Source organism: Phycisphaeraceae bacterium, from assembly GCA_019636795.1.
Lineage (GTDB): Bacteria > Planctomycetota > Phycisphaerae > Phycisphaerales > UBA1924 > JAHBWW01.
Window position 1 is genome coordinate 114,139 of record JAHBWW010000006.1, and the last position, 23,081, is coordinate 137,219.

At 61.2% G+C, this 23,081-nt stretch carries 23 protein-coding genes; 21 read left to right on the forward strand and 2 right to left on the reverse strand.

The features are described 5' to 3' along the window. Nucleotides 1-49: 49 nt before the first annotated feature. Nucleotides 50-499 carry an Rrf2 family transcriptional regulator gene (locus tag KF757_12940; GenBank protein MBX3323884.1) on the reverse strand — a complete coding sequence of 150 codons (450 nt, stop codon included), beginning with the start codon at nucleotides 497-499 and terminating at the stop codon, nucleotides 50-52. 198 nt (nucleotides 500-697) lie between these two features. Between KF757_12940 and KF757_12945 the strand changes: the two genes are divergently transcribed. The 16 genes from KF757_12945 to KF757_13020 all read left to right on the forward strand — a co-directional run bounded on the left by KF757_12945 (nucleotide 698) and on the right by KF757_13020 (nucleotide 15,718). Continuing rightward, nucleotides 698-1,591, forward strand: coding sequence for a hypothetical protein (locus KF757_12945; GenBank protein ID MBX3323885.1), 894 nt, complete (start codon nucleotides 698-700; stop codon nucleotides 1,589-1,591). A 34-nt stretch (nucleotides 1,592-1,625) separates the two neighbouring features. Beyond that, the gene (locus KF757_12950; GenBank protein ID MBX3323886.1) at nucleotides 1,626-1,949 is read left to right on the forward strand and encodes a glycogen-binding domain-containing protein; all 324 of its coding nucleotides are present in this window, start codon (nucleotides 1,626-1,628) and stop codon (nucleotides 1,947-1,949) included. 15 nt (nucleotides 1,950-1,964) lie between these two features. Further along, nucleotides 1,965-2,954 (forward strand): HD domain-containing protein, encoded by a 990-nt coding sequence (locus KF757_12955; protein ID MBX3323887.1) that lies wholly within the window; start codon nucleotides 1,965-1,967, stop codon nucleotides 2,952-2,954. Continuing rightward, nucleotides 2,951-4,777 carry a 2Fe-2S iron-sulfur cluster binding domain-containing protein gene (locus tag KF757_12960; GenBank protein ID MBX3323888.1) on the forward strand — a complete coding sequence of 609 codons (1,827 nt, stop codon included), beginning with the start codon at nucleotides 2,951-2,953 and terminating at the stop codon, nucleotides 4,775-4,777. The genes KF757_12955 and KF757_12960 overlap by 4 nt, the downstream gene beginning before the upstream one ends. Next, nucleotides 4,777-5,532: a hypothetical protein gene (locus KF757_12965; GenBank protein ID MBX3323889.1), complete on the forward strand. Its 756-nt coding sequence runs from the start codon at nucleotides 4,777-4,779 to the stop codon at nucleotides 5,530-5,532. Before KF757_12960 ends, KF757_12965 begins: the two co-directional genes overlap by 1 nt. Next, nucleotides 5,529-6,314 carry a hypothetical protein gene (locus KF757_12970; protein MBX3323890.1) on the forward strand — a complete coding sequence of 262 codons (786 nt, stop codon included), beginning with the start codon at nucleotides 5,529-5,531 and terminating at the stop codon, nucleotides 6,312-6,314. Before KF757_12965 ends, KF757_12970 begins: the two co-directional genes overlap by 4 nt. A 22-nt stretch (nucleotides 6,315-6,336) precedes the next feature. After that, complete coding sequence (locus KF757_12975) at nucleotides 6,337-6,675, forward strand: DUF1622 domain-containing protein (GenBank protein ID MBX3323891.1); 339 nt, start codon at nucleotides 6,337-6,339, stop codon at nucleotides 6,673-6,675. After that, nucleotides 6,672-8,615 carry a copper resistance system multicopper oxidase gene (locus tag KF757_12980; GenBank protein MBX3323892.1) on the forward strand — a complete coding sequence of 648 codons (1,944 nt, stop codon included), beginning with the start codon at nucleotides 6,672-6,674 and terminating at the stop codon, nucleotides 8,613-8,615. The genes KF757_12975 and KF757_12980 overlap by 4 nt, the downstream gene beginning before the upstream one ends. Then, entirely contained in the window at nucleotides 8,602-9,582 is a 981-nt protein-coding gene (locus KF757_12985; GenBank protein ID MBX3323893.1) for a copper resistance protein B, read from the forward strand. Before KF757_12980 ends, KF757_12985 begins: the two co-directional genes overlap by 14 nt. A 66-nt stretch (nucleotides 9,583-9,648) precedes the next feature. Then, nucleotides 9,649-11,073, forward strand: a complete 1,425-nt coding sequence (locus KF757_12990) for a serine/threonine-protein phosphatase (protein ID MBX3323894.1) — start codon at nucleotides 9,649-9,651, stop codon at nucleotides 11,071-11,073. Next, a complete protein-coding gene (locus KF757_12995) occupies nucleotides 11,061-11,261 on the forward strand; it encodes a hypothetical protein (protein MBX3323895.1) in 201 nt (66 codons plus the stop codon). The genes KF757_12990 and KF757_12995 overlap by 13 nt, the downstream gene beginning before the upstream one ends. After that, the gene (locus KF757_13000; GenBank protein ID MBX3323896.1) at nucleotides 11,248-11,526 is read left to right on the forward strand and encodes a hypothetical protein; all 279 of its coding nucleotides are present in this window, start codon (nucleotides 11,248-11,250) and stop codon (nucleotides 11,524-11,526) included. The genes KF757_12995 and KF757_13000 overlap by 14 nt, the downstream gene beginning before the upstream one ends. Nucleotides 11,527-11,589: 63 nt before the next feature. Further along, complete coding sequence (locus tag KF757_13005; GenBank protein MBX3323897.1) at nucleotides 11,590-13,704, forward strand: copper-translocating P-type ATPase; 2,115 nt, start codon at nucleotides 11,590-11,592, stop codon at nucleotides 13,702-13,704. 466 nt (nucleotides 13,705-14,170) lie between these two features. Beyond that, a complete protein-coding gene (locus KF757_13010) occupies nucleotides 14,171-14,650 on the forward strand; it encodes a hypothetical protein (GenBank protein MBX3323898.1) in 480 nt (159 codons plus the stop codon). Next, complete coding sequence (locus KF757_13015) at nucleotides 14,647-15,096, forward strand: hypothetical protein (protein ID MBX3323899.1); 450 nt, start codon at nucleotides 14,647-14,649, stop codon at nucleotides 15,094-15,096. The genes KF757_13010 and KF757_13015 overlap by 4 nt, the downstream gene beginning before the upstream one ends. Beyond that, on the forward strand, nucleotides 15,089-15,718 hold the full coding sequence (locus KF757_13020) for a hypothetical protein (GenBank protein MBX3323900.1): 630 nt from the start codon (nucleotides 15,089-15,091) through the stop codon (nucleotides 15,716-15,718). Before KF757_13015 ends, KF757_13020 begins: the two co-directional genes overlap by 8 nt. A gap of 42 nt (nucleotides 15,719-15,760) precedes the next feature. On the opposite strand, the gene KF757_13025 is transcribed toward KF757_13020, so the two are convergent. Next, nucleotides 15,761-17,113 (reverse strand): cation:proton antiporter, encoded by a 1,353-nt coding sequence (locus KF757_13025; protein MBX3323901.1) that lies wholly within the window; start codon nucleotides 17,111-17,113, stop codon nucleotides 15,761-15,763. Between the two features lie 536 nt (nucleotides 17,114-17,649). On the opposite strand from KF757_13025, the gene KF757_13030 reads away from it, so the two are divergent. The 5 genes from KF757_13030 to KF757_13050 all read left to right on the forward strand — a co-directional run bounded on the left by KF757_13030 (nucleotide 17,650) and on the right by KF757_13050 (nucleotide 22,947). After that, nucleotides 17,650-18,402, forward strand: a complete 753-nt coding sequence (locus tag KF757_13030; GenBank protein ID MBX3323902.1) for a PepSY domain-containing protein — start codon at nucleotides 17,650-17,652, stop codon at nucleotides 18,400-18,402. Nucleotides 18,403-18,549: 147 nt separating this feature from the next. Continuing rightward, nucleotides 18,550-19,347: a type IV toxin-antitoxin system AbiEi family antitoxin domain-containing protein gene (locus tag KF757_13035; GenBank protein ID MBX3323903.1), complete on the forward strand. Its 798-nt coding sequence runs from the start codon at nucleotides 18,550-18,552 to the stop codon at nucleotides 19,345-19,347. A 9-nt stretch (nucleotides 19,348-19,356) separates the two neighbouring features. Beyond that, entirely contained in the window at nucleotides 19,357-20,745 is a 1,389-nt protein-coding gene (locus KF757_13040) for a nucleotidyl transferase AbiEii/AbiGii toxin family protein (GenBank protein MBX3323904.1), read from the forward strand. 40 nt (nucleotides 20,746-20,785) lie between these two features. After that, entirely contained in the window at nucleotides 20,786-22,132 is a 1,347-nt protein-coding gene (locus tag KF757_13045) for an APC family permease (GenBank protein MBX3323905.1), read from the forward strand. 23 nt (nucleotides 22,133-22,155) lie between these two features. Continuing rightward, the gene (locus KF757_13050; GenBank protein MBX3323906.1) at nucleotides 22,156-22,947 is read left to right on the forward strand and encodes a YHS domain-containing protein; all 792 of its coding nucleotides are present in this window, start codon (nucleotides 22,156-22,158) and stop codon (nucleotides 22,945-22,947) included. Nucleotides 22,948-23,081: the final 134 nt, after the last annotated feature.

Sequence of the window (23,081 nt, forward strand, 5' to 3'; positions counted from 1 at the left end):
GACCATCCATCCGCATCCGTTTCGATCCGCAACTACCAACCGGGTGCCGTCACCGCTCGCGCCCGCGTCGTGCCCGGCGAGCAGCCTTCTTGAGCCTGGGCTCCATCGTCTCTGCGACATCCTGCACGCTTGTCGCCTTGAGATACTCCAACTGCTTCGCATGTTGTGCAACGCAAATGCAGCCGGGCGGGCACGGACCCTCCTCGGCGCAATGTCCGAAGCCGAACGAACAATGGCATTCGATCACGGGGTCGTCGAATGCGACGCAAAGGTCGTACAGCGACACTTGTTCGCCAGCCCGCGACAGCCGAACGCCTCCACCCACGCCGCGTTGGGTTCTGACTAACTTCTTGCGAGCCAGAGCGTTGATGATCTTGCCGAGCGTTGGCCGGGATATCCCCGTCAGTTTCACGAGGTCGGGGATCTGTAAGCCCTCCGGACCGGCCCGTTCAATCAGGCCCATCGAAACCGCAGCCATGGCAACTTGTCGTGAGATCATCTCTTCCTTCCGACTCCAACTGACGCAGGTTCCGACCTTGGTTCAATCAGAATACACGGCGGTGAACAAGGAGCGGAGGATTATGGGCAAGATCGTGGAATACATGCAAAGATGCTATGCTTTGCATGTATACGAGCCCCCGGCGTATCCAAGCGGCGGGCGCCGGTTACCCCGAAGACCAGCGGAAAGGAACAAGCCATGAATCGCGGAACAATCCAGACGCGCCTCCTCGTCCTCGCAGGCTGGGCGGTCATCGCCGTAGCTTCGCCGGTGCTGGCACAGCAAGACGCAAATAGCGCTCATGCGAAGCACAGCGAGCATGCACCCTCGCCAGCACACGAATCGTCCGACGTCCTCACCGAGATTGCGGCGTTGCGTGCCCAAGTTGCTCAGTTGCAGGCCATGCTCCAACGGGGGCACGGTGAGCAGGCACCGAGCGACACGTCGGCGATGGGCAGCGCCGATCGAATGATGAGTGGCATGGGTGACAAGAAACGCATGAAGAGTGGGATGGGTGGTGGTGGTGGTGAAATGAAGGGCATGTCCGGCGGTGGCATGCAAGGTATGGGCGACATGAATCGCATGATGAGCGGGATGGGTGGTGATGGGATGAAGGGCATGTCGGGTGGCGGCATGCAAGGAATGATGGGCAAGGGGCCAGCACCGATGGCGGTTGCCAGTGACTCCGGGGAGCTGGCAGTGCGCTCCGACCTGCCCGGCTTTCCCGGCGCATCGCACATTTACCACATTGGTGCAACCGGATTCTTTCTCGACCACCCAGAGCACATCGACCTGTCCACTGAGCAGATCACGCGCCTGAACGAGATGAAGACAGCCGCCATGCTTGAGCAATCCGGTATGGACCGACGCATCGAAGAGCAAGAAGAGGTCATCTGGTCGCTCACCGGCGCCGCGGCTCCGAACATTGGGCGCATCGAAGAAGAACTGCTCACAGTCGGACGGCTCCGCGCCGGAAAACGCCTCGCGTTTATTCGTGCCGTTGGTGAGGCCGCGCAAGTTCTCACACAAGAGCAACGAGATCAACTCATTGGCCTCGGTTCAGGCGACATGCCCGGTCAGACTCCCAGATGACCTGTTCACGCCCATACAAGAAAAGGAGCGCACAATGGCAAAGCATGCAACACAGAAGCCGAGAGTCCGTGTCACCCTCCGTGCGCCGGACGCCGGGACGGTGTTCATCGCCGGGTGCTTCAACGACTGGAGCACGACAAGCCATCCGATGACAAAGTCCGAGACGGGCGAGTGGACCGTCTCGCTCGACCTCCCTCCCGGAACCTACGAGTACAAGTTCATCGTTGACGGGCAGTGGTGTTGTGAGGTCGGGTGTGATGAGCCACACAGCGGATGCCCCAACTGCCTACCAAATGCCTTTGGCAGCATGAATCGCGTGCTTCTTGTGAGCAATGATGGCCAGGCAATACAGCCTTGATGGCGAGACGATACGATGAGTGTTGGTAGAGTGGCACAACTGCGTCGTGTGACAGTGTGGACGGTGATCATTACCGTCCTGCACTTCCTATTGACCACGCAGTCTCACTCGCTTCACTGGCTTCATATCCTTCTCGCTGGATTGTTCCTTGTTCCTGTTTTGATTGCGGCAGTCGCGTTTGAGACAAGGGGCGGGATTATCGCTGCGGCGGCGGTAAGTATCGTGTATCTCTTGCATCTGCTCTGGTCATGGCGGGACTCGCCGCTGGCCAATCCCGATCAATACGCATGGCTCGCGATCTATCCAATTGTCGGGGTCGTTGCGGGTGATCTTGTCCGTGTCGCCAACGAGCGGCAGCGGCAGCGCGACGAGGCTCTCATCAAATCACGGCAGACCGAGATGATCAACGGGATCACCGGCCTGCTGACTGCGGTGAACGTGCGTGATGAGGCGACCGTCGTGCATTCGCACCGAGTCGCAGATCTGGCAACGTCGATCGGCAGCAAAATTGGCTTTGACGGAAGGACTCTGTCCGACCTGCACCTTGCCGCACTTGTCCATGACATCGGCAAGGCTGGCATCCCGGATGTGATCCTGTTCAAGCACGGGCCGCTCGATGATGAGCAGATGGCGACGATGCGTGAGCATGTGGATATTGCTGTCTCCATGCTCCAGAAGATACCCGGCACGGATGCGATCGCCCGCCTTGTCGCCCAGCACCACGAGAGCCCCGATGGCAACGGATATCCGTGTGGTTTGACTACGGACGAGATAGACCCTGCCGCCGCCGTGCTTCGGGTGGCGGATGTGTACGCGGCGCTGACAGAAGAGCGCCCGTACCACCGGGCGATGTCACCGGAGGAGGCTCTTGGCGCGATGGTAAACCTCGCGGGCACAAAGCTGGAAGCGGGCGCCCTCGCTGCCTTGGGCACGATCGTGCAGGGTGGGCCAGCCGAGAGCCCTGTCGGTGACAGATGCGAGCGCATACCGGAGGCATCATCATGAAACGACGCGGTCTCCACCTGATATCGAGCATTGCGATGCTGTTGCACGCCGGTACGACATGGGCACAGGTCTCGCCCGAAGAGCACGCGCAACATCATCCGGAAGCCGCAACTGGCGAAGCGAACCCCGAACCCCAAGCCCCGAACGGCATGGCGGGCATGGGAGAGATGATGAGCCGCATGGGAGTTCCGCCTCCTAAGCAGATTTACCCTCGGCTCATGGATCTTCCATCCATGACCCTTGAGGAGCGTGATGAACTTGAGCGCCTCGGGCACGAGCGGATGCAGAGCGGGACGGCGCTGATGGGCGAGGGGTTTGACGACCTGCTCCGAGTTACAACAACAAACGACTTTGCCGCGATGCAGGCCGCCATCGCGAAGCTCCGTGAGGGTGTTTCACGTTACGACAGCGGGCTTGCCGCTCATAGGGCTCTGGCGGAAGGGGTTGCTCCTGACCGAATCGCGATGGATTGGTTCAAGCGAGAAATGAACCTCCAAGGCGCCATCGCTGCGCCGGCGACATCAGGGCCCATGGGTTTGTCGTGGCCCCATCTCATCGGGATGTCGTTGCTCGCGATGTTCGCGGCCGTGATGATCGGTCTGTACTACGTGAAGATGCGGAGAGCAACCGGATTGCTCACGCAACTCGCCGAGAGTCCAATTGTGCTGCCGCCGGACACGGAGCGCAAGCCCGGAAGGGCAAGTGCCGCCCCCGCCGTCCATTCTCAACCGACGGCGCCGGCGCCGACGGCGGTTCCACCTGCTGCCAGTGCATCACGGCGGTGGACCGGTGAGCTGCGTCTTGATGCTGTGTTCGAGGAAACAACGGACATATCAACATTTCGGCTCGTGAATCCTGGCGGTGGCATGGTCCCATTTGAGTATGTGCCTGGGCAGTTCTTAACGCTCAACCTCGATATCGATGGCACACAGATCAAACGCTCCTACACGATCGCCTCGTCACCCACGCGGCCGGCGTCGATTGAGATCAGCGTCAAGCGCGAGGAGCACGGCGTCGTTAGCCGATTCTTGCACGACTCGTGCGGGGTCGGCGACCTGCTCAGCGTGTCCGCGCCGTCAGGAGCATTTACATTCGATGGAGATGGGGAAGAGAGCATCGTGCTTATCAGCGGGGGCGTCGGCATTACTCCCATGATGAGCGTGATTCGCTACCTCACGGACACCTCATGGCACGGACACATCTATCTGCTGCATTGCTGTCGAACGACAGACGACTTCTGTTTCCGCCACGAACTGGAGTTGCTCCAACGCAGACACCCACGGCTCAACGTCACCGCAACGATGACGCGTGCCCGGGGCAGTTCGTGGGTCGGTGCGACGGGCCGTCTGTCAGCCGGGCTTATTCAGGAATGCGTGCCTGATATCGCAAGCAAGCTGGTGCATCTCTGTGGACCACCCGGCATGATGGACGCGCTCAAACAGACGCTGCAGGGCTTCGGCGTGCCCGCAAATCGGATCAAGACAGAAGCTTTCGGGCCTGCCGTGCAAAAGCCGGCGAGCGCCCCCGCAGCGATCACGGACTCGGAGGTGCCCGGTCCGTCCGATGCGACGGTTCGCTTCACGGTGTCTCAAAAGGAGGCGCCACTTGCGCCCGAGGCTACGGTCCTCGAAGCTGCTGAGTCTGTGGGCGTGGAAATTGACAACTCCTGCCGCGCGGGGACCTGCGGCACTTGCAAGGTGCGGCTCCTCAAGGGAGTGGTCCAGATGGATGTCGAAGATGCGCTCGACGACAGCGATCGGCGCGACGGCATCATTCTCGCGTGCCAGGCGAAGTCAGAGGACGATCTGGAAGTCGAGGCGTAATGATGCAGGAGCGCCAGAAAGTCATTGTGACCGGGCTCGTCGTGCTTCTCGCTGTGTTGACACTCGGGTTCTTCATGCACCGCGGCCCACGCTTTGCGGGGAGTCTCATGGGTGGTGTGCTGGGCGTCTCTGCCGCGGCCCTGATGCTGGTGCCTCTCGCCTACCTGATTGTCAAGCGCGTGCCGTGGCTCAAGCGCCGAGTCACACCCCGGGTCTCGATGCGTTCGCTTCTCTCGGTCCATATCTACAGCGGAGTCCTGGCTCCGATCCTTGCCATACTGCACACGGGACACAAGTTTCAGAGCCCGCTCGGAATCGCACTGACGCTGATGATGCTGATCGTCGTCTTCAGCGGGTATGTCGGGCGCTATTTGCTCGGGCAACTCTCAACCGACCTGCGAACCAAGCGAGCCGACCTCGCCAGGCTGCGGCAGGCGTATGACCTCCTGCCCAACGAGATTGCGGCTGATCCATCAGCCCAAGCGATCCTGCGGGCACAATCCACGCTCGGCGGACGAATTGCCTCCTTCTTTCTAACTCGCGGTTCGCCCGCAACGGCAACGCCGGCAACCCGCGCTCTGAGGCTTGCCGAATCTATCTCCGATTTGGAACTCGCCATACGGACTCACGCGACGGCGAAAGACCTCTTCCGGCGGTGGCTCGTGAGCCACATCATTATCGCGATCATTCTGTATCTGCTCTTGTTCATCCATATCTGGTCCGCGTGGTACTTCGGCATTCGGTGGCTTCCATGAAGAAGTTGGAAATCTTCTACGGAATTGCAACGGTCGGTGCACTCGGCTTCGGGTTTGGGCTGCCATTCCTGGTGCATCGGGGCGGCACCGATGCGCCGCCTGGGTGGGTTGAGTTCGTCACTCCCGGGCCGCTCTCAGATGCCCATGCATTCATCGGTAACGACTGTGCCGCGTGTCACACACCTCATACCGGAGTCGCAACCCAGAAGTGCGTGTCCTGCCATGCCAACAGCGAGCACCTCCTTTCGACGCCGGCAACGGCATTTCACGCCACAGTTGGTTCGTGCACCGGATGTCACATCGAACATGATCCCCAGGGCGTCGCGGTATCAAGAATGGACCACGGCTTGCTCGTTGCGATCGCCCGGGACGCGGGGCTCGCAGGGGACGGCACCAACGATGCCACCTGGATCACGCGATCTCTCATCCACGCGCGGCTGGCCGGCCGTCCACACGAACGCGCGACTATCGCAGAGATGACGCTGGACTGCGCCAAGTGCCATGCAAGCGAAGAACCACATCGCACGCTCTTCGGGTCCGACTGCTTGTCCTGCCATTCAACCACCACGTGGACGGTTCCGGAGTTTGTGCATCCCTCCCCGCGCTCCATGGACTGCGCTCAGTGTCACGTGGCGCCACCGAGCCACTATATGGGGCACTTCAACATGGTGTCGAAGCGCGTCGCGGGCATTGAGCACGCCGATGTGACCCAGTGCTTCCTGTGTCATCGAACCAACTCCTGGAACGAGATCCCAAAGGTCGGGTGGTACAAGCACCACTAAGAGAGGCGGGAAGTCACACACAATGCTCGAACAGGTCATCACCATCACCGTGCAGTTCATCGAGGGTGTTGCCGCCCTGATGATCGCCGGCTCGGTTCTGGCCGGTGCGGTTGAGCTCGGAAATGCCGCATGGCGCAGGCAACTGGCACACCGCACTACCGCAGTGCGGCTCCGGCTCGCGGAGCGCCTGGTGCTCTCTCTGGAGTTCCTGATTGCCGCGGACATACTCAAGACCGTTGTCACTCCCACACTCGAAGGCATGGCCGTGCTAGGCGCGGTCATCGTCATCCGAACGGTGTTGAGCCTGAGCATTGCCTATGAGCTACGTCGAGATGGCAATCAAAAGAAGGACGAACCATGAATCCAGAACCCGATCGAGCCAATGCCCACGTAAAGCGCAAGCCTGTCCGGAACTCGCAAGAGAGGCGCGAATCCGTGGATATCACCGATTGGTGCAATGTGAGCCGCCGCGGCTTCCTCGGCACCAGTGCGGCGGCGGCTCTGGCAGGCTACTCCATGATGAGCCCGGCATTGCGGGCTGCTGTTCTCACACTCCCTCGCGCTGGCGCGATCGGCGAACTCAGCACGGCTGATCCCAATGGCATTGACCTGGTCGTGGAGCGACAGGTGGTCGTGGTCGATGGAAGCCCCAGTACAGCGATCACAATCAATGGCTCGATTCCGGGTCCCGTCATCCGCATGCGTGAAGGCGAGGATGCCCTGATCCGGGTTCACAACCGGATGAAGGAAACAACCTCGGTTCATTGGCACGGCATTCTGCTCCCGTTCACGATGGATGGAGTGCCTGGAATCAGCTTCGAAGGCATCCCTCCCGGCGAGACATTCACCTACCGATTCCGTGTGCGGCAGAACGGAACCTATTGGTATCACAGCCATTCTGGACTCCAAGAGCAGCTCGGGCACTACGGACAACTCATCATCGAACCGGCGCAGCCCGACCCGGTCTCGTATGACGTGGAGTACTCGGTCGTCCTCTCTGACTGGACCGACCAAGACCCTCACGTCGTCATGCGCAAGCTCAAGACCATGGAAGGGTATTACAACTTCCAGCGTCCAACAGTCGCGAATCTGGGCGACCAAATGGAAGCGACGGGTGACAGTCTGGTCGAAGTGCTCAGCAAGCGGCTTCAATGGCAATGGATGCGAATGGATCCCACCGACATCGCAGATGTCACTGGCGCTACCTACACATACCTCATGAACGGAAAGAGCGCAGGTGAGAATTGGACCGCCGTCGCGCGTTCGGGGCAGCGTGTTCGACTGCGACTCGTCAACGCCTCCGCCATGACCTACTTCGATTTCAGGATACCGGACCTGCCGATGACGGTGGTGCAAGCGGACGGCCAGAACATCAAGCCGGTCGAAACCGACGAGCTGCGCATCGCGGTCGCCGAGACCTATGACGTTCTCGTCAGCATCCCGGACGATCGCGCATACACGCTCTTTGCGGAGACAATGGACCGCAGCGGGTACACGCGCGGCACACTCGCGCCCCGCCAGGGCATGACCGCCGAGATCCCGGCGCGACGCAAACGTCCCATGCTCACCATGAAGGACATGGGCATGGTGCACGGCGGTATGGAGATGGGCGATCACACCGGACACACCCCGGCCCCCAAGCATGCGCAGCATGGCAGTGAAGCAATGCAGGGCGAACGCGGTGAGCACGCCGGCCACACCCAGGGCGGGACGCGCACGCTGCCAATCAGTAATCTGCCCGACAGCATCATGCACGGCCCCGACAAGCACGGGCCGGGCAGCGTCGCCATGGGGATGGTTGCTTATCGGCGGCTCGATGACCCCGGTGTGGGACTCGGAAACGACGAGCGACGTGTGCTCACCTACTCCCAACTGCGTTGTTTGAAGACGCCGCGAGACCGTCGCCCGCCCACTCGCCAGTTTGATCTGCACCTGACGGGCAACATGCAAAAGTATATCTGGGGCTTTGATGGTAAGAAGTGGTCTGAGTCTGACATGATCAGGTTCCAATACGGCGAGCGGCTGCGGATCAACATGATCAATGACACGATGATGAATCATCCGATCCACCTTCACGGGATGTGGATGGACCTGTACGCAGGTGAGGACTACGCCCACAACCCGCGCAAGCACACTGTGAATGTGCAGCCATCGGAGCTTCTGACCGTGGACATCACTGCCGATGCGCCCGGCCAGTGGGCATTCCATTGCCACCTGCTCTACCACATGGACATGGGCATGTTCCGAACTATCGCGGTTGTGCGAACGTTAGACGGAGGGTCGATTGATGCGGACACCTGATCGCTGCATGATGGCTCTTGCCGGGATGTTCTCTTGCTCGTGGCTTATTAACTCGGCTATCGCCCAGAGCCACGAGCATGAAGCTCCCCCCACGCATCACGCCTCCACTGGACCGCACCATGCCGAGCCACATAAGGCGCATGAATCACAGCCGTCGGCGGCCGATCGACCCACGCACCATAAGACTGCAAACGACAACGCCGACTCCGCAAACCAGCCCGACGACCCTTCGCTGCCCGAAGGAATGACGCTCGATGAGGTCCTGGATCGAGCGGCCAGTCCACCACCGGACCACTTCCCGAGTCCGGTTCCCGACAACGAACTGCGTTACTTCACGTTGATCGAGCAGCTCGAATACCGCATCGCTGATGAAGGAAAGGACGAGTTCGGATGGGATGCGCAGGGCTGGATAGGGTTTGACTATGACAAGTTCTGGTGGAAATCGGAAGGCGAAGCGGCATTCGACGGTATGAGCGAAGGCGAATCACAGACCGACTTCCTCTATTCTCGACTCATTACACCATTCTGGAACGCGCAGGTCGGGGTGCAGTATGCCAACGAGTGGGAGTCCGGTGAATACTCCGACCGATGGTCGGGCGTGCTGGCGCTTGAGGGGTTGACGCCTGGCCTGATCGAGCTCGACTCCTCTCTCTACATCTCCGAAGACGCCGATGTCACCCTGGAGTTGGAGGCGGAATACGACCTGCGGATCACCCAAAGACTCGTGCTTCAACCGCGAGCAGAAGCGGGCTTCGCATTCCAGGATGTTCCGGATCGCCAACTCGGCGCTGGACTGACTGAAGTCAACCTCGACCTGAGGCTGCGCTACGAGGTCGAGCGCGAGTTTGCGCCGTATATCGGTGTTCGGTATGGATTCCTCGCCGGAGAAACCGCCAACAACGCTGACGCCGCCGGGGTTGACACAGAGCAACTCTATTTCATCTTCGGTTTTCGCATCGCTTTCTGATGAACGACGCCTCGATCAGAGGCGTCGGTGGAGATCGGTTTGTTCCTATCCAGACGAGTCATCACGATGTTTCAAAGAGCACGACTGCGAACGCAGTTGCTGCTCGTGGTCAACGCATCATTGGGGCTCTTGTTGCTTGTGTTTGTGGTCATAGACTACCGGCTCGCGATGCAGTCTCATCTTCGTGAGAGGTCCATCGCTCTCAGCGAAGAGGCCAGGACCGTCGCCTCTGCCGTTGAGGCTCTTGCACCGGCCGGACACGACGCGATGCAGCGCCACGTTGATGCCACGTGCGACCTCATGAATGCAGAGGAATCACCCGGATATCGTATCGCGGCACGTGTTGCCGACTCGCTCTTTGAATCACACGCCACCGAGCACACGAACGAGGCGTGTGATGTGGAGCACGCAGGCGTGGTTACCGGCACCTACACCTCAGGGGACATTGTCGTTGAGACCAGGGAGCTGCGTGCGCCACTCGTCGAGTTCACGCGCCGCGCCGAGTTTGGGCGCGTCTTCGCCATCGGGATTGGAGCTGTCATCGCAGCCGCGCTTCTCAACGGTCTTCTTCTCCATCTCGTGAGCCGTCCGCTTGAACGGACGGCCAGAACGATTCGAGAGATAGGAAGGGACAATTTCGGGACCACCATCGCGAGCGCAGCAAACAAAGAATTGACCGCACTCGCAGACGAGGTCTCCGCGATGAGTAGCGAACTGGCCCGCCGAGACAGCGATCGTCGGGCGCAGCTCGACCGAGCGCGCCGCTTGCAAGACCATCTCCTGCCGGTGCTCCCAGTTGGCGGCGCCCACATTGCCGTCGAATACTACCCCGCACAGGAGATAGCCGGCGATTTCGTTGATGTCATCACCTGCGCGAATAGTGATACGGTCCTGTGCCTCGCCGATGTAGTCGGGCACGGGATTCATGCCGCAATGGGTTCTGCGGTGCTCAAGGCCCTCGTGCTTGCTTCTGACATAGAGACACTGACCCCCGCTGCGATGTTGCGATCAGTGAACCGGCGGTACTGTGAGCTCAGCCTGCCGGAAGACTTTGCTTCGATGACCGTGGTGCCGATGCAATCGGACCAATCCGGTGCGATGTACGCCAGTGCCGGGCATGAACCCGCGCTCATTGCTCGTGCCTCGGGACCAATCGAGCGGTTGATCTCGACCGGGCTGCTTCTTGGCCTTGACCCCAAATCCGGCTTTGATCAAGTTCAACTGGACCTAGAGCCGGGCGACCGAATTGTGCTGCTCTCTGACGGAGTGAGCGAGGCAAGCAACGCCGACCATGAGCTGCTTGGGCGAGCGGCAATCGTCTCAGAAGCCGAGGCGAGCGGACCGGGCGATGCCGCGAGGCTTGCGTTCGCGATTATCCACGCGGCAGAACGGCACCGTGGCGACGCACCGGCGCAAGACGATGCGACGGTGCTCGTCTATTTGGCAGATCCGAATGCAGCCGCAACGAGGAGCCCCCAATGCATCACATGAAATGGCATGTACTTGGTTGCGCGACACCGCTGCTGGTCATCTTCCTGCTTCCACTCTTCGGGGTTGACAGCGGGATTGTCCTATTCATCTTCATCGTGCTCATGTTCGGGTGCCATCTCCTCATGATGATGCACGGGCACACACACACTGATGCCAACGACAAAGGACACACTCATGAACACCATTAGCCCCAGGCGAGCGGGCATCGCTTTCGGCGGAGCCTGCGGTCTGATGTACCTCGGTTGCGTATTCGTGATGCTGACCGTGCCGGAGACCGCGGTCGTGAGATTCTTCAATAGCATCATCCACGGGATCAACGTGGAACCGATCATGCGATGGGACATGCTCTGGTGGGAAGCCATCATCGGGTTCATCCAGTTCAGCATCCTGGGATGGCTGTTCGGAGCGCTCGTCGCTGTTCTGTACAACATCAGCTCTAGGCCAGACAAGTAGCGTGTGCAGTTCAGTAGTAACGTCGAGCGCAATCGCGGACACATAGACTGGAGCCCAGCGACAATGCAGAATCATACCAAGACACACGCCGAAGCCAGCCAACACGATGCGCATGCGAACCACAGTGCGCCCAACCACGAAGGTGTCGCACACGGTCATCACGACCATCATGCGCACATGGTGGCCGACTTCAGAAGACGCTTCTGGGTATCGCTGATTCTTACTGTCCCGGTGGTGACGCTGGCGCCCATGATCCAATCGTTGCTTGGACTCGAAGAAGCAATGAGTTTCCCGGGCGACGCGATCATTCAGTTCGTGTTTGCGACAGTTGTCTACTTCTACGGTGGCTGGCCGTTCCTCAGCGGCCTACAGCGTGAGATCCACAAGAAGATGCCCGGGATGATGACTCTTATCGCCCTGGCGATATCTGTCGCGTATTTCTATTCCGCTGCTGTGGTCTTCGGGCTCGAAGGGGAAGTCTTTTTCTGGGAGCTGGCCACGCTCATCGACATCATGTTGCTCGGGCACTGGATCGAGATGAAGTCGGTGATGGGAGCTTCGGCAGCGCTGGAGAAGCTCGTCAAACTGATGCCGTCCGATGCCCACCTCGTCCAGAGCGACGGAACAACACGAGATGTGCCGGTCACCGAGTTGACCCACGGAGTGCGTGTGCTCGTGAAGCCCGGTGAGAAGATCCCGACGGATGGAACCATCGTCGAGGGACGATCCACAATCAACGAGGCGATGCTCACTGGAGAGAGCAAGCCGGTGGAGAAATCCGAAGGAGACCAGGTCATCGGCGGCTCGATCAACGGCGAGTCCGCATTCACGATCGAGGTTGAACGGACGGGCAATGAGACCTATCTCGCCCGCGTAATCGAAATGGTGCGAGAGGCCCAACAGTCCAAGTCGCGCACACAAGACCTCGCCAACCGCGCGGCTCTGTGGCTCACGATTATCGCGATCTCGGTTGGCACGCTGACACTGATTACTTGGATTCTCATCGGCAAGCCATTCGACTTCTCGCTCGAACGCGCCGTCACAGTGATGATCATCGCCTGCCCGCACGCGCTGGGTCTGGCGGTCCCGCTTGTTGTGGCGGTGTCCACCGCGATATCCGCGAGCAACGGCCTGCTTATTCGAGACCGGACCGCGTTTGAACGCGGACGCGACATCGACGCGATCGTGTTCGACAAGACGGGCACGCTGACCGAGGGTCGCTTTGGCGTTACGGACGTTGTGTCTCTCGGCGACCACTCCGAGGAAGAGTTGCTCAGGTTGGCGGCGAGTCTTGAGAGCCAGTCGGAGCACCCGATCGCCGAGGGAGTCGTCCGAGGCGCCGAGGAGCGCGGCATCCAGGTTTCGCCGCCGAAGGAGTTCAGAGCGATCCCAGGCAGGGGCGCCGAAGCGGTCGTCGATGGAGTTCGATTGCGGATTGTCAGCCCCGGCTTCCTCCGAGAGAACAAGCTCACCGTGAGCGATGATCGCGTGGAGCAGATCACTAAGCAAGGCAAGACGGTGGTGTATGCCGTGATCGATGACAAGATCGAGGGCGCTATCGCGCTCGCCGACATCATCCGGCCGGAATCGCGCGAGGCCCTTCAGCGGCTGAAGGCGATGGGGATCCAGGTGATGATGCTCACCGGTGACGCAGAGGCCGTCGCGAAATGGGTTTCCGAGGAGCTCGGTCTTGACGACTACTTTGCCGAGGTCCTGCCGGACCAGAAGGCATCGAAGATCAAGGAGGTTCAATCGCGCGGGCTTGTAGTTGCGATGACCGGCGATGGTGTCAACGACGCCCCCGCGCTGACCCAGGCTGATGTAGGCATCGCGGTCGGCGCCGGGACAGATGTGGCAATCGAATCGGCGGACATCATTCTCGTTCGTTCAGACCCACGTGACGTGACGGCGATCGTCGAGTTGTCGCGGGCGACGTATCGCAAGATGGTGCAGAACCTCTGGTGGGCCACTGGCTACAACGCGTTTGCCATCCCGGCGGCTGCGGGTGTGCTCTATCCGCTGGGGATCGTGCTATCGCCAGCGGTTGGGGCCGTGTTTATGTCGCTCTCTACGGTGATCGTTGCGATCAACGCTCGGTTCCTAAGAATTGAACGGACGGACGATGGGTCCCGGCACGGTCGAGCACCTATCTCAGAAGAGCGAAGAACGACATCGTGAGTCTTCGAGTGAATCAGAAGAGCCCGTCGGGAGTGATCGAAAGGAGTATTCACAATGACATATGTCAAGATTGCGCCGATCACGTGTGTAAGACTTCCAGTCTTTGTTGAATGCTCTGCAGTGCCTACACAGACGGAGCGGGCACACGGAGCTGTATGCCCGAAATGCGAGACTGTGTGGATAGAGCGACCGAATATGAATGATCCCTACATGATGTCGACTGTTCAGAAACGGGACTTGGCCTGCCCTGACTGCGAGTCTGCGGTCAAGAGATTCTTCAAGACAGGGCATCTTGAGCATTATTGCTCATCGTGCGAGGGCACTTTGTGGTATTGCACGACCGAACCCGAGCTCGCAGCGCAACGTGGGGCGGATGAGCCCGCCGGTCGGATTACTAGCCCGTGAATGACTGCCACATTTGAGACAAGCAACAACGCCTCCACGAGGCACCGAAAGGAGACTACTCATGGCCGCACACAAACACCGCTGGATCGCAGCCCTGTCCATGGTAGCGATCGTCCTCGCAGCCGCGTTCGGCTTCGCGAGCGCCGCCGCCGAGCAACCCGACAACAACCCCACGCCGGCGGCCGGAACAGACGAATCCGCCACCCAGTCATCCAGGGCGAGAGCGGAGGACAAGCTCACGGCCGCCGAGCGTGTCTGCAAGATGTTCCACGACCGAGAGAGCGGAGCTCCGCGCGGCATCGCCGGTGCCGAGGCCAACTACTTGTGGTCGAAGCGACGCATGACGGCAGAGCTTGAGCTGATCGGACTCAAGCCAGAGCACGGCACCAAGGCGGCTGCGATTGAGCGCCACCTCAACTGGATGCGCGCATGGCACGAGACCGTGGTCGAGTCCGGCGCCTTTTCGCAATACGAGATTGCAACAACGGAGTACTACATTGCAGAGGCCGAAGCGCTCCTTGCGGCGGTAACGGGTCCGTGACAGCGATCGTGCTCATCAGCGCCGCGCTCGTGTTGCTTACGACCGCGCTGCACTTGGCGTACTTTTCTGTCGTTGCGCGACGACGAAGCCCGCACATGCGCCTGGGGCACCTGCGCTTCTACGCACTGATGATTGGTCTCTTCGCGATCCATGTCATGGACATCGCCCTGTACGCGGTCGGGTTCTACATTGCGTCGGATGTTCTTGGGCTCGGAGATCTCCGGGGTGAGGGAGCAGCCGGCGCGCTCGGCCATTTCTACACCTCTGCTGTGATCTACACGACGCTCGGCTTCGGAGATGTCTTGCCGAGCGACCACCTGCGGTGCCTCACCGCGACCGAAGCTCTCAACGGCCTCCTATTCATTGCGTGGTCGACCGCATTCATTTTCGCCACCATGTCCCGCTTCTGGGCCGACCATGGCAACAAGGAGAGCTCCGATGGATAATGCAGTCTCACTCGTTCAGGCGTATCTGCGGGTCAATGGGTACTTCACAGTCACCGAACTCCCGGTGATTGAGGCGATGCGCGGTGGAGGCTACAGGACCGCAACCGATATCGATGTGCTCGCGTTCCGCTTCCCGCGCGCCGGGCGGCTTGTCCCCAGGCACGGCGCCTCTCGATCGAGGGACCGCGCCAACCACGACGTCGATCCAGAACTCGGTATTGATGGTGAATCAGCAGACATGCTGATTGGTGAGGTGAAGGAGGGAAAGGCAGAACTCAACCGCGGCGCCCGCGAGCCGGCAGTAATAAGAGCTGCGCTGACACGGTTCGGATGCTGCAGCCCTGAGCGCGCAGAATCCATCGCCCAAGAACTCGTTCGTCGTGGCCACGCTGAGACAGACCACGGGCATCGTGTGCGTCTGGTTGCGTTTGGATCGACCACGGGAGATGGCGCTGCTCCCAACTACCACATCATCCGGTTCGCTCGTGTGGTGAGTTTTCTTGAGAGCCATCTCAGTCACAACTGGGACACCCTCCGACAGGCGGAGTTCAAAGAGCCGGGGCTCGCGTTCCTCGGCCTTCTTCACAAAGCTGGCGTTCACCTTCGCACTCCAATGAGTTAGGCGCCGATCCGAGCCCGTGGTCGGCAGTGTGCGAGCGCTCGCTCAGTAGGCCGGGGGCACAAGCTCCGTGTGAATCGCATCGACGTGGCGCTTCGAGAGTCTGTGTCGCGTTCGATAGGACAGTTCTCGGCAGGGACGCTGCGCCGCTGCGCACTCAGCCGAGTCCAGTCGAGTCGCATACCAGCGCGCCAGCGGCGCGGATGTCGCACCGTGAAGCATCACACTGAGCACCACGGTGAGCATGACGACCGCGAACAACAAATCAGAATGCGGCACCGTCAATCCTTCGAGCAGCAGAAGGCCGAACAACGCCGACGCCAGCCCGCGGGGACCGAACCATCCCAAGAAGATCCGAGTCTCCAACGATGTTCTCAGCCCGAGGAGACTCACCGATACGGCGATCATTCGTACGCCCACGAGAGACAGCACCGCGTATATCGCGATTTCCCAGGTGACAGACGCGAGGGCCTCCTCCACAAACATGACACCAACAAGGAAGAAGGTCAGCAGCATCAGCAGTATGCCCTCGGGCTCCGCAAAATCGGCCATCGTTTCCGTTGAACGTCGCGAAAGATTGCCGAAGGTGAGGCCACCAACATAAGCCGCAATGAAAGCGTTGCCACCAAGATGTTCCGCCCCGATCGCGGCGAGGAGCGCTAACGACACGCCTGATAGCGCGCAGAACGCGCCGTCAATCCACTCCCGCCGAATAGAGTGGTCGAGGCACTTTGCACCCAGCCCGCCGATAGCGACGCCCGCGATCAGCCCGAGCAGTAATTGCAGTGACGCAAACCGCATCGCGCCGGGGAATGAGTGGTACGGTGAATCTGGCATGCTCTCGGGACCAGCAACGCTTGCCATCCATGCAAAGAACAAGATGAGCGGGACCGCCAGACCATCATTGAGACCACTCTCGACGCAGAGTGCCTGCCGGACGCGGAGCGGCACCACATCGCTTGACACCACTGCGTGACTGAGCGCTGCGTCTGTGGGCGCGAGGATTGCAGCAAGAAGTGCGAGTTCCCACACACCAAACTGTGGAAAGAGGAGCCACGCAGCGGTCATACCAATCGCGATCATCAAGGGCATGCCGATGCCGAGCATCCTGGCTGGCATCGCAAGGTCCCGACGCAACGCCCTCAAGTCGATCCGGGCGGCATCCGTGAAGAGCAGGACAATGAGCGCAATCTCACCAAAGACGCGTACAAGTAAATCGACCCCGACTGTGGACGAGAGCGTTATCTGGTTTGTGCGCTCTGCCACAAATCCAAACGCAAGCCCCGCGCCAAGGAAAACCATCTGCCCGGTTACAATCCCTCGCGAGAGAAGACGCGAGAACAACCCGTACGCGAGCAGCAATGCCGATATGACGATGAGCCCGTGTTGCTCAAGCATGCGTCGCTCCGGACGGCAGCGGTCGAGACCTCACAGAGTCTAACGGAGGGCCGCGGCCGGGTGCTTGGGCGACGAAGCTCCTTCACTGTCTGTCAGCTCCCTGAGCGCGAGCCGATGAGTACACATCAGAGACCAGGAACACCCCGCCTTTCGGATGCTGCGACTGCGCGAGGATCGATTTGGCAACTATTGCGTGAGCAGCTTGGGTGCCCGCGGGATGTCGGCTGTTTGGCCACCCTGCGCCGCGACCACCCCACCCGCAATGGAAAAAGCCACCGCGGCCTGAGTAAGCCACGATGTCGCGGACTCTCCCCCTTATCATGGTCGAATCTCCTCGTGGTGTGCGCCGGCCCTCGCGATGCAACGATCATACCGATACTCCCCTGGTCGACTCCACGTGGAGAGCGGACGGGGGGCCGTCCGGCGAAGCGGCGACGACGTTCGATGGGAGTCGCAGCCCTGAGCATGAGTTGTAACTGTGACGATCGGGACTACTTGCAACTGCGGCCCGGGAACGCTCCGAATAAGGTGACACAATGAAGCCGAGAAAAGCGATCTATCGTGTCCACCGCTGGATTGGCTTGATCGTTAGCCTCCAACTCCTTGCCTGGAGCACCGGAGGATTCCTCTTCAGCATTCTCTCGCTGGACAACGTGCGTGGAGAGCGCGACATCGCAGCGACACCGTACGAGCCCATGCCCGCAAGTGCCGTTGCGGCTCTGCCAGAGCACATTCGACCTCACGTGGCGTTGCTCAAGTCGCAGCACCCGAACTTGGCGACTGTCGCGCTCCGCGACAGAGGGTGCGGAACCGCTTGGGAAGTACACGCCACTGACGGCAAGTTCATCGCACGGCTTGACGACGTCACGGGTCAGCCACTCCCGGACCTCACGGAAGACGATGCTCTTTCTATTGCCGTTCGAGACTTCGCCCACACGGCAGCAGTCAAGAGTATCGACTTGATCGCATCGAACCCACCTATCGAGTATCGGAAGGGCGCCCTTCCCGCGTACGTCGTCACACTCGACCATCCGAAGCGCCCGCACATCTATATCGATGCGCGCACAGGCGAAGTCACGGCACGACGCAATCGCTCGTGGCGTGTCTTCGACTTCTTCTGGATGCTGCACACCATGGACTACGCCGGAAGGGACGACTTCAATCATCCGCTGCTCACGGGGTTCAGCGTGCTCGCCATCGCCACGTCAGGTTCAGGGCTGGTTCTTTGGGGCTGGCGGGTCCTGCCCCGACACCGCTCGGTACGCCCCGGCGAGCCGACTGGACTCTGACTTTGACGACCGGGAACCGCCAATCGGTGGGATTGCGGCCGGCTAGGCGGCTGCTCCGCTTTGGTCTGGACACGCGAGACCCGATGGGTATACTGAAACTGCGATATGGCCCACTCCGTCTAGGATATTGCGTAACGGATGTACCCAATGGCCGATGGCATCGAGTCCAATAACCGCGACTTGCTGGAGCGCCTCCACCGCTCTTTCGAGGGTCCGTTCACCCCCGCCGATGCGGCCGCGGTGCTGAGCCTAGAGCAGCCGCGAGCGCGCCGCCTGTTGGCCTACCTCGCGTCGCGGGGATGGCTCTCCCGCGTGAGGAGGGGGCTCTATACAACGGTCCCACTCGGGGCGACCTCACCTTCTGATTGGCGAGAGGACCCGTGGATTGTCGCCGCGAGCACGTTCGCGCCGTGCTACATCGGTGGGTGGAGCGCGTGCGAGCACTGGGGGCTTACCGAGCAGGTCTTCCGCGACATCGTCGTAATCACGGCGCGCGCGGTCCGCAGCACCATGCAGACCGTGCAGGGCACACCGTTCCTGATCAAACAGCGAGCAGAACAACTTCACTTCGGCACACGGACCATCTGGCGGAACCGGCTGCGTCTCCTCGTCTCAGACCCCAGCCGAACGGTCGCGGACATCCTTGACGACCCATCGCTCGGAGGCGGCCTCCGTCACATCACCGAGGTCATCGGTGAGTACCTTGATGGTGAGCACCGCGACACGGACACGCTCCTCAAGTATCTCGAACGCCAGGGCAACCGCACAGCGTTCAAGCGGCTGGGTTACATCCTCGAGACCACGCGCCGCGAGCCGAAATTTGCGGAACTCTGCCGCGAGCGCATCAGCACGGGGCTCTCGGCGCTCGACCCTTCGGTCAAGCGCAAGGGCACGATCTCCAAGCGCTGGAACCTCCGCGTCAACGTCGGACTTGACGCCTCCTGAAAGCCACGCATGATCTCACGCATCCACATCGATGAGCGTGTGCGCGAATGGGGCCTGCGCGAGGACGTGATCGAGAAGGATTACGTGCTCGGGTGGCTGCTCTGGGGAATCGGGACCGAGCCAGAACTCGCCGAGCAGTGGGCATTCAAGGGGGGAACCTGTCTCAAGAAGTGCTACCTTGAGACGTACCGTTTCTCGGAAGACCTCGACTTCACCATCGTCCCCGGCGGTCCGATCAACGCGGAGGATGTTGAGCCCGTCCTGCTCCGGATGCTCGACCGTGTTGGGCAAGAGTCGGGCATCAACTTCGCGCAGCAGGCGCCCCGGTTGCGGACGGCCGCACCGGGACGCTACACCGAGGGGCGCATCTACTACATCGGACCGCGCCAGAGTCCCACTGTCGCCCGTGTGAAGCTCGACCTGAGCGGCAGCGAAGTCATCGCACGCCCGACCGCTGTGCGGCCCATCTCCCACCCGTACCCCGATGACCTGCCCGACCCGGGCGCGGTTCGGTGCTATGCGTTCGAGGAGGTCTTTGCGGAGAAGATCAGGGCGATGGGGGAGCGCGGTCGCCCGCGCGACCTCTACGACATCGTCAACCTCTACCGGCGCGAGGACCTGCACGGCCAACGTGACCTCATCGTCACGGTCCTGCGCGAGAAGTGCCACACCAAAGGAATTCCGGTCCCGACCTTCCGCGCAATTGAGCAGGCGCAGGCACGGGCCGAACTTGAGGCCGAGTGGCAGAACATGCTCGGGCATCAGCTCCCCGTCACGCCGCCCTTCGAGGCGTTCTGGTCGGAGCTTGCCGCGCTATTCGAGTGGCTCGAAGGCGTCAGAGAGCCCGTCGTTCAAGACCGCATCAGCGTTGCCAGTGCCGGTGCCGAGGACGCATCCTGGACGCCGCCGCGAACCGTCACCACCTGGGGTGGGGCTGCACCCATGGAATCGGTGCGCTTCGCCGCGGCGAATCGGCTCTGCGTCGAGCTTCGCTACAACGGTACGACGCGCCTGATCGAGCCCTATTCCCTCCGGCGTTCGCAGGCGGGAAACCTCCTGCTTTACGCCATCCGCACGGACTCTCGGGAGCCGCGCGCATACCGCGTGGACCGCATCCAGGGGGTCCGGGTCATGGACCGCGTCTTCACGCCTGTCTACCGAGTCGAGATCGGCGCCGCAGGCCCGCTCTCGGCCCCGCCGGTCACGGATGTCAGGCAATCGGTGCACCGCGCGCGGCCGTCAAGCTCTGAACCCGTCTACATCATCCAATGCCCGTCCTGCGGCAAGCAGTTCCGCAGGAAGACGCGAGACATGACGCTCAGGAGTCACAAGACGCCGGACGGGTACCAGTGTCACGGTGGAGGACGAGGCTCTCTTGTCGATACACGATACGGGTGAGCGCCGAGTGTACCCATGGGATAAACCGGCGCGATTGAGCATGACCGACCACGACCGGCACGACCACGGATCTGATTACGAGAAGGGCAGCGTCACGCTGACCGGCTCGATCGCGATGGGCACCGGCGTCATGATCGGCGCCGGCATCTTCGCCCTCACCGGGCAAGTCGCCGAGCTCGCCGGCGGCCTCTTCCCGGTGGCCTTCATCGCCGCGGCGGTCGTCGTCGCGTTCAGCGCGTACTCGTATGTCAAGGTATGCAACGAATACCCATCCGCCGGCGGGATCGCGATGATTCTCAAGAAGGCGTACGGGCCGGGCGTCGTCACCGCCGGGTGCTCGCTGCTCATGTACTTCTCGATGGTCATCAACGAGAGTCTGGTCGCCCGAACGTTCGGCACGTACACGATGCGGATCTTCGGCGAAGGCTCCGATTCGTGGCTCGCGCCGGCGCTCGGTGTCGGGTTGATCGTTGCCGCCTTCGTCGTCAATCTGCTCGGCAATCAGGTGATCGGCGGACTGAGCAAGATCACCGCCATCATCAAGATCGGCGGAATCGCCGTGTTCGCGGGCATCGGCCTGTGGGTGTCGGGACTCTCCTCCGGCACGCTCATCGGAGACGGCTCACCGTCCGAGGCCGAGGGTGGTGCCGCGGGTTTCCTCGCGGCGGTCGCGCTCTCGATCCTCGCCTACAAGGGCTTCACAACCATCACGAACAGCGGTGACGAGATCAAGAAGCCCAAGAAGAACGTCGGCCGTTCCATCATCTTTAGTCTGCTCATCTGCACCGGGCTCTACCTGCTCGTCACGCTCGCGGTCGCCGGCAACCTGTCGGTCGATCAGATTATCACCGCTCGGGACTCTTCCCTCGCCGAAGCCGCTCGCCCCGCAGTCGGACGATGGGGTGAGTGGCTCACCATCGGGCTTGCGATTATCGCGACGATCTCCGGCATTATCGCCAGCATGTTCGCCGTGTCGCGGATGCTCGCGATGCTCACCGACATGGAGCTCGTTCCGCATCGCCACTTCGGCATGCCCGGGCGCATCCAGAAGCACACGCTGGTCTACACCGCTGTTATTGCACTCGCGCTGACGGTCTTCTTTGACCTCAGCCGCATTGCATCGCTCGGCGCGATCTTCTACATCGTCATGGACATGGCGATCCACTGGGGCGTGTTCAAGCACCTGCGGCGCGAGTTGGGCGCCCGCGGTTGGGTTCTGCTCACGGCACTCGCGCTCGACGCCGTCGTGCTCGGCGCATTCCTGTACATCAAGCTCACGAACGACCCTCTGGTCGTCGGCGTCTCCGTCGGCGGCATGGCCCTGATCTTTGGCGCCGAGTGGTGGTTCCTGCGGAAGGAGGCTGCATCCCGTGACGCAGAAGACTGAATCCCGAATCGACCCAGTCTGGCATGAAGGTCTCCCCCGGCAACGCGGCAGACCGCTTCGAGCACGACGGCACCGAGCACCTCTTCTGCTCGACGAGCTGTGCAGAGAAGTTCCGCGCCGATCCGGCCCGCTACCTGGAGAACCAAGACGAGGGTGCGGACCACGGCGACCACTCCTGCAGCGATCACGAAGCGAAGGCCGACTCAGCAGCAAGGCGCGAAGGGTCCAAGGACGCCATCTACACCTGCCCCATGCATCCCGAGGTCCGCCAGGTCGGCCCCGGTGACTGCCCGAAGTGCGGCATGGCGCTCGAACCCGTTGACGCGACCGCGGAGCAGGACGATACCGAGCTCCGCGACATGACCCGCCGATTCTGGATCGCGACCGCCTTTACGGCGCCGCTGCTCGTCCATGTCATGGGAAACATGCTCTTCGGTCATGTGTTCGAGTCGTGGATCGGTCCCGCCGCGGGTCAATGGGCCGAACTCGCGCTGGCGACCCCCGTGGTGCTCTGGTGCGCGTGGCCGTTCTTCGTCCGGGGTGCCCGCTCGATCCGGACCGTGCAACCGAACATGTGGACGCTCATCTCTATCGGCGTCGCGATCGCGTACGTCTTTAGCGTCATCGCAACGATCGCGTCGGGCTTGTTCCCCGAAGCGCTGCGCGGCGATGATGGCCGAGTCGGCGTCTACTTCGAGGCCGCTGCGGCCATTGTCACGCTCGTGCTCCTCGGCCAGGTCAAGGAACTCCGCGCCCGCCGCCAGACCGGCGGCGCATCCGCGAACTCCTCGAACTCGCACCGCGAGTGCGGTTGAACAGAAGCCCGATCCATGGGCGGATGGGGCCCTCCCCTTGAACACCGCGACAACGGCAGGCCAATCCCATCACCGGCGCGGGCAAATCATGCCCCCAATTCTCGGCTGAGATGGAGTAAACTCTTGGACTCGGC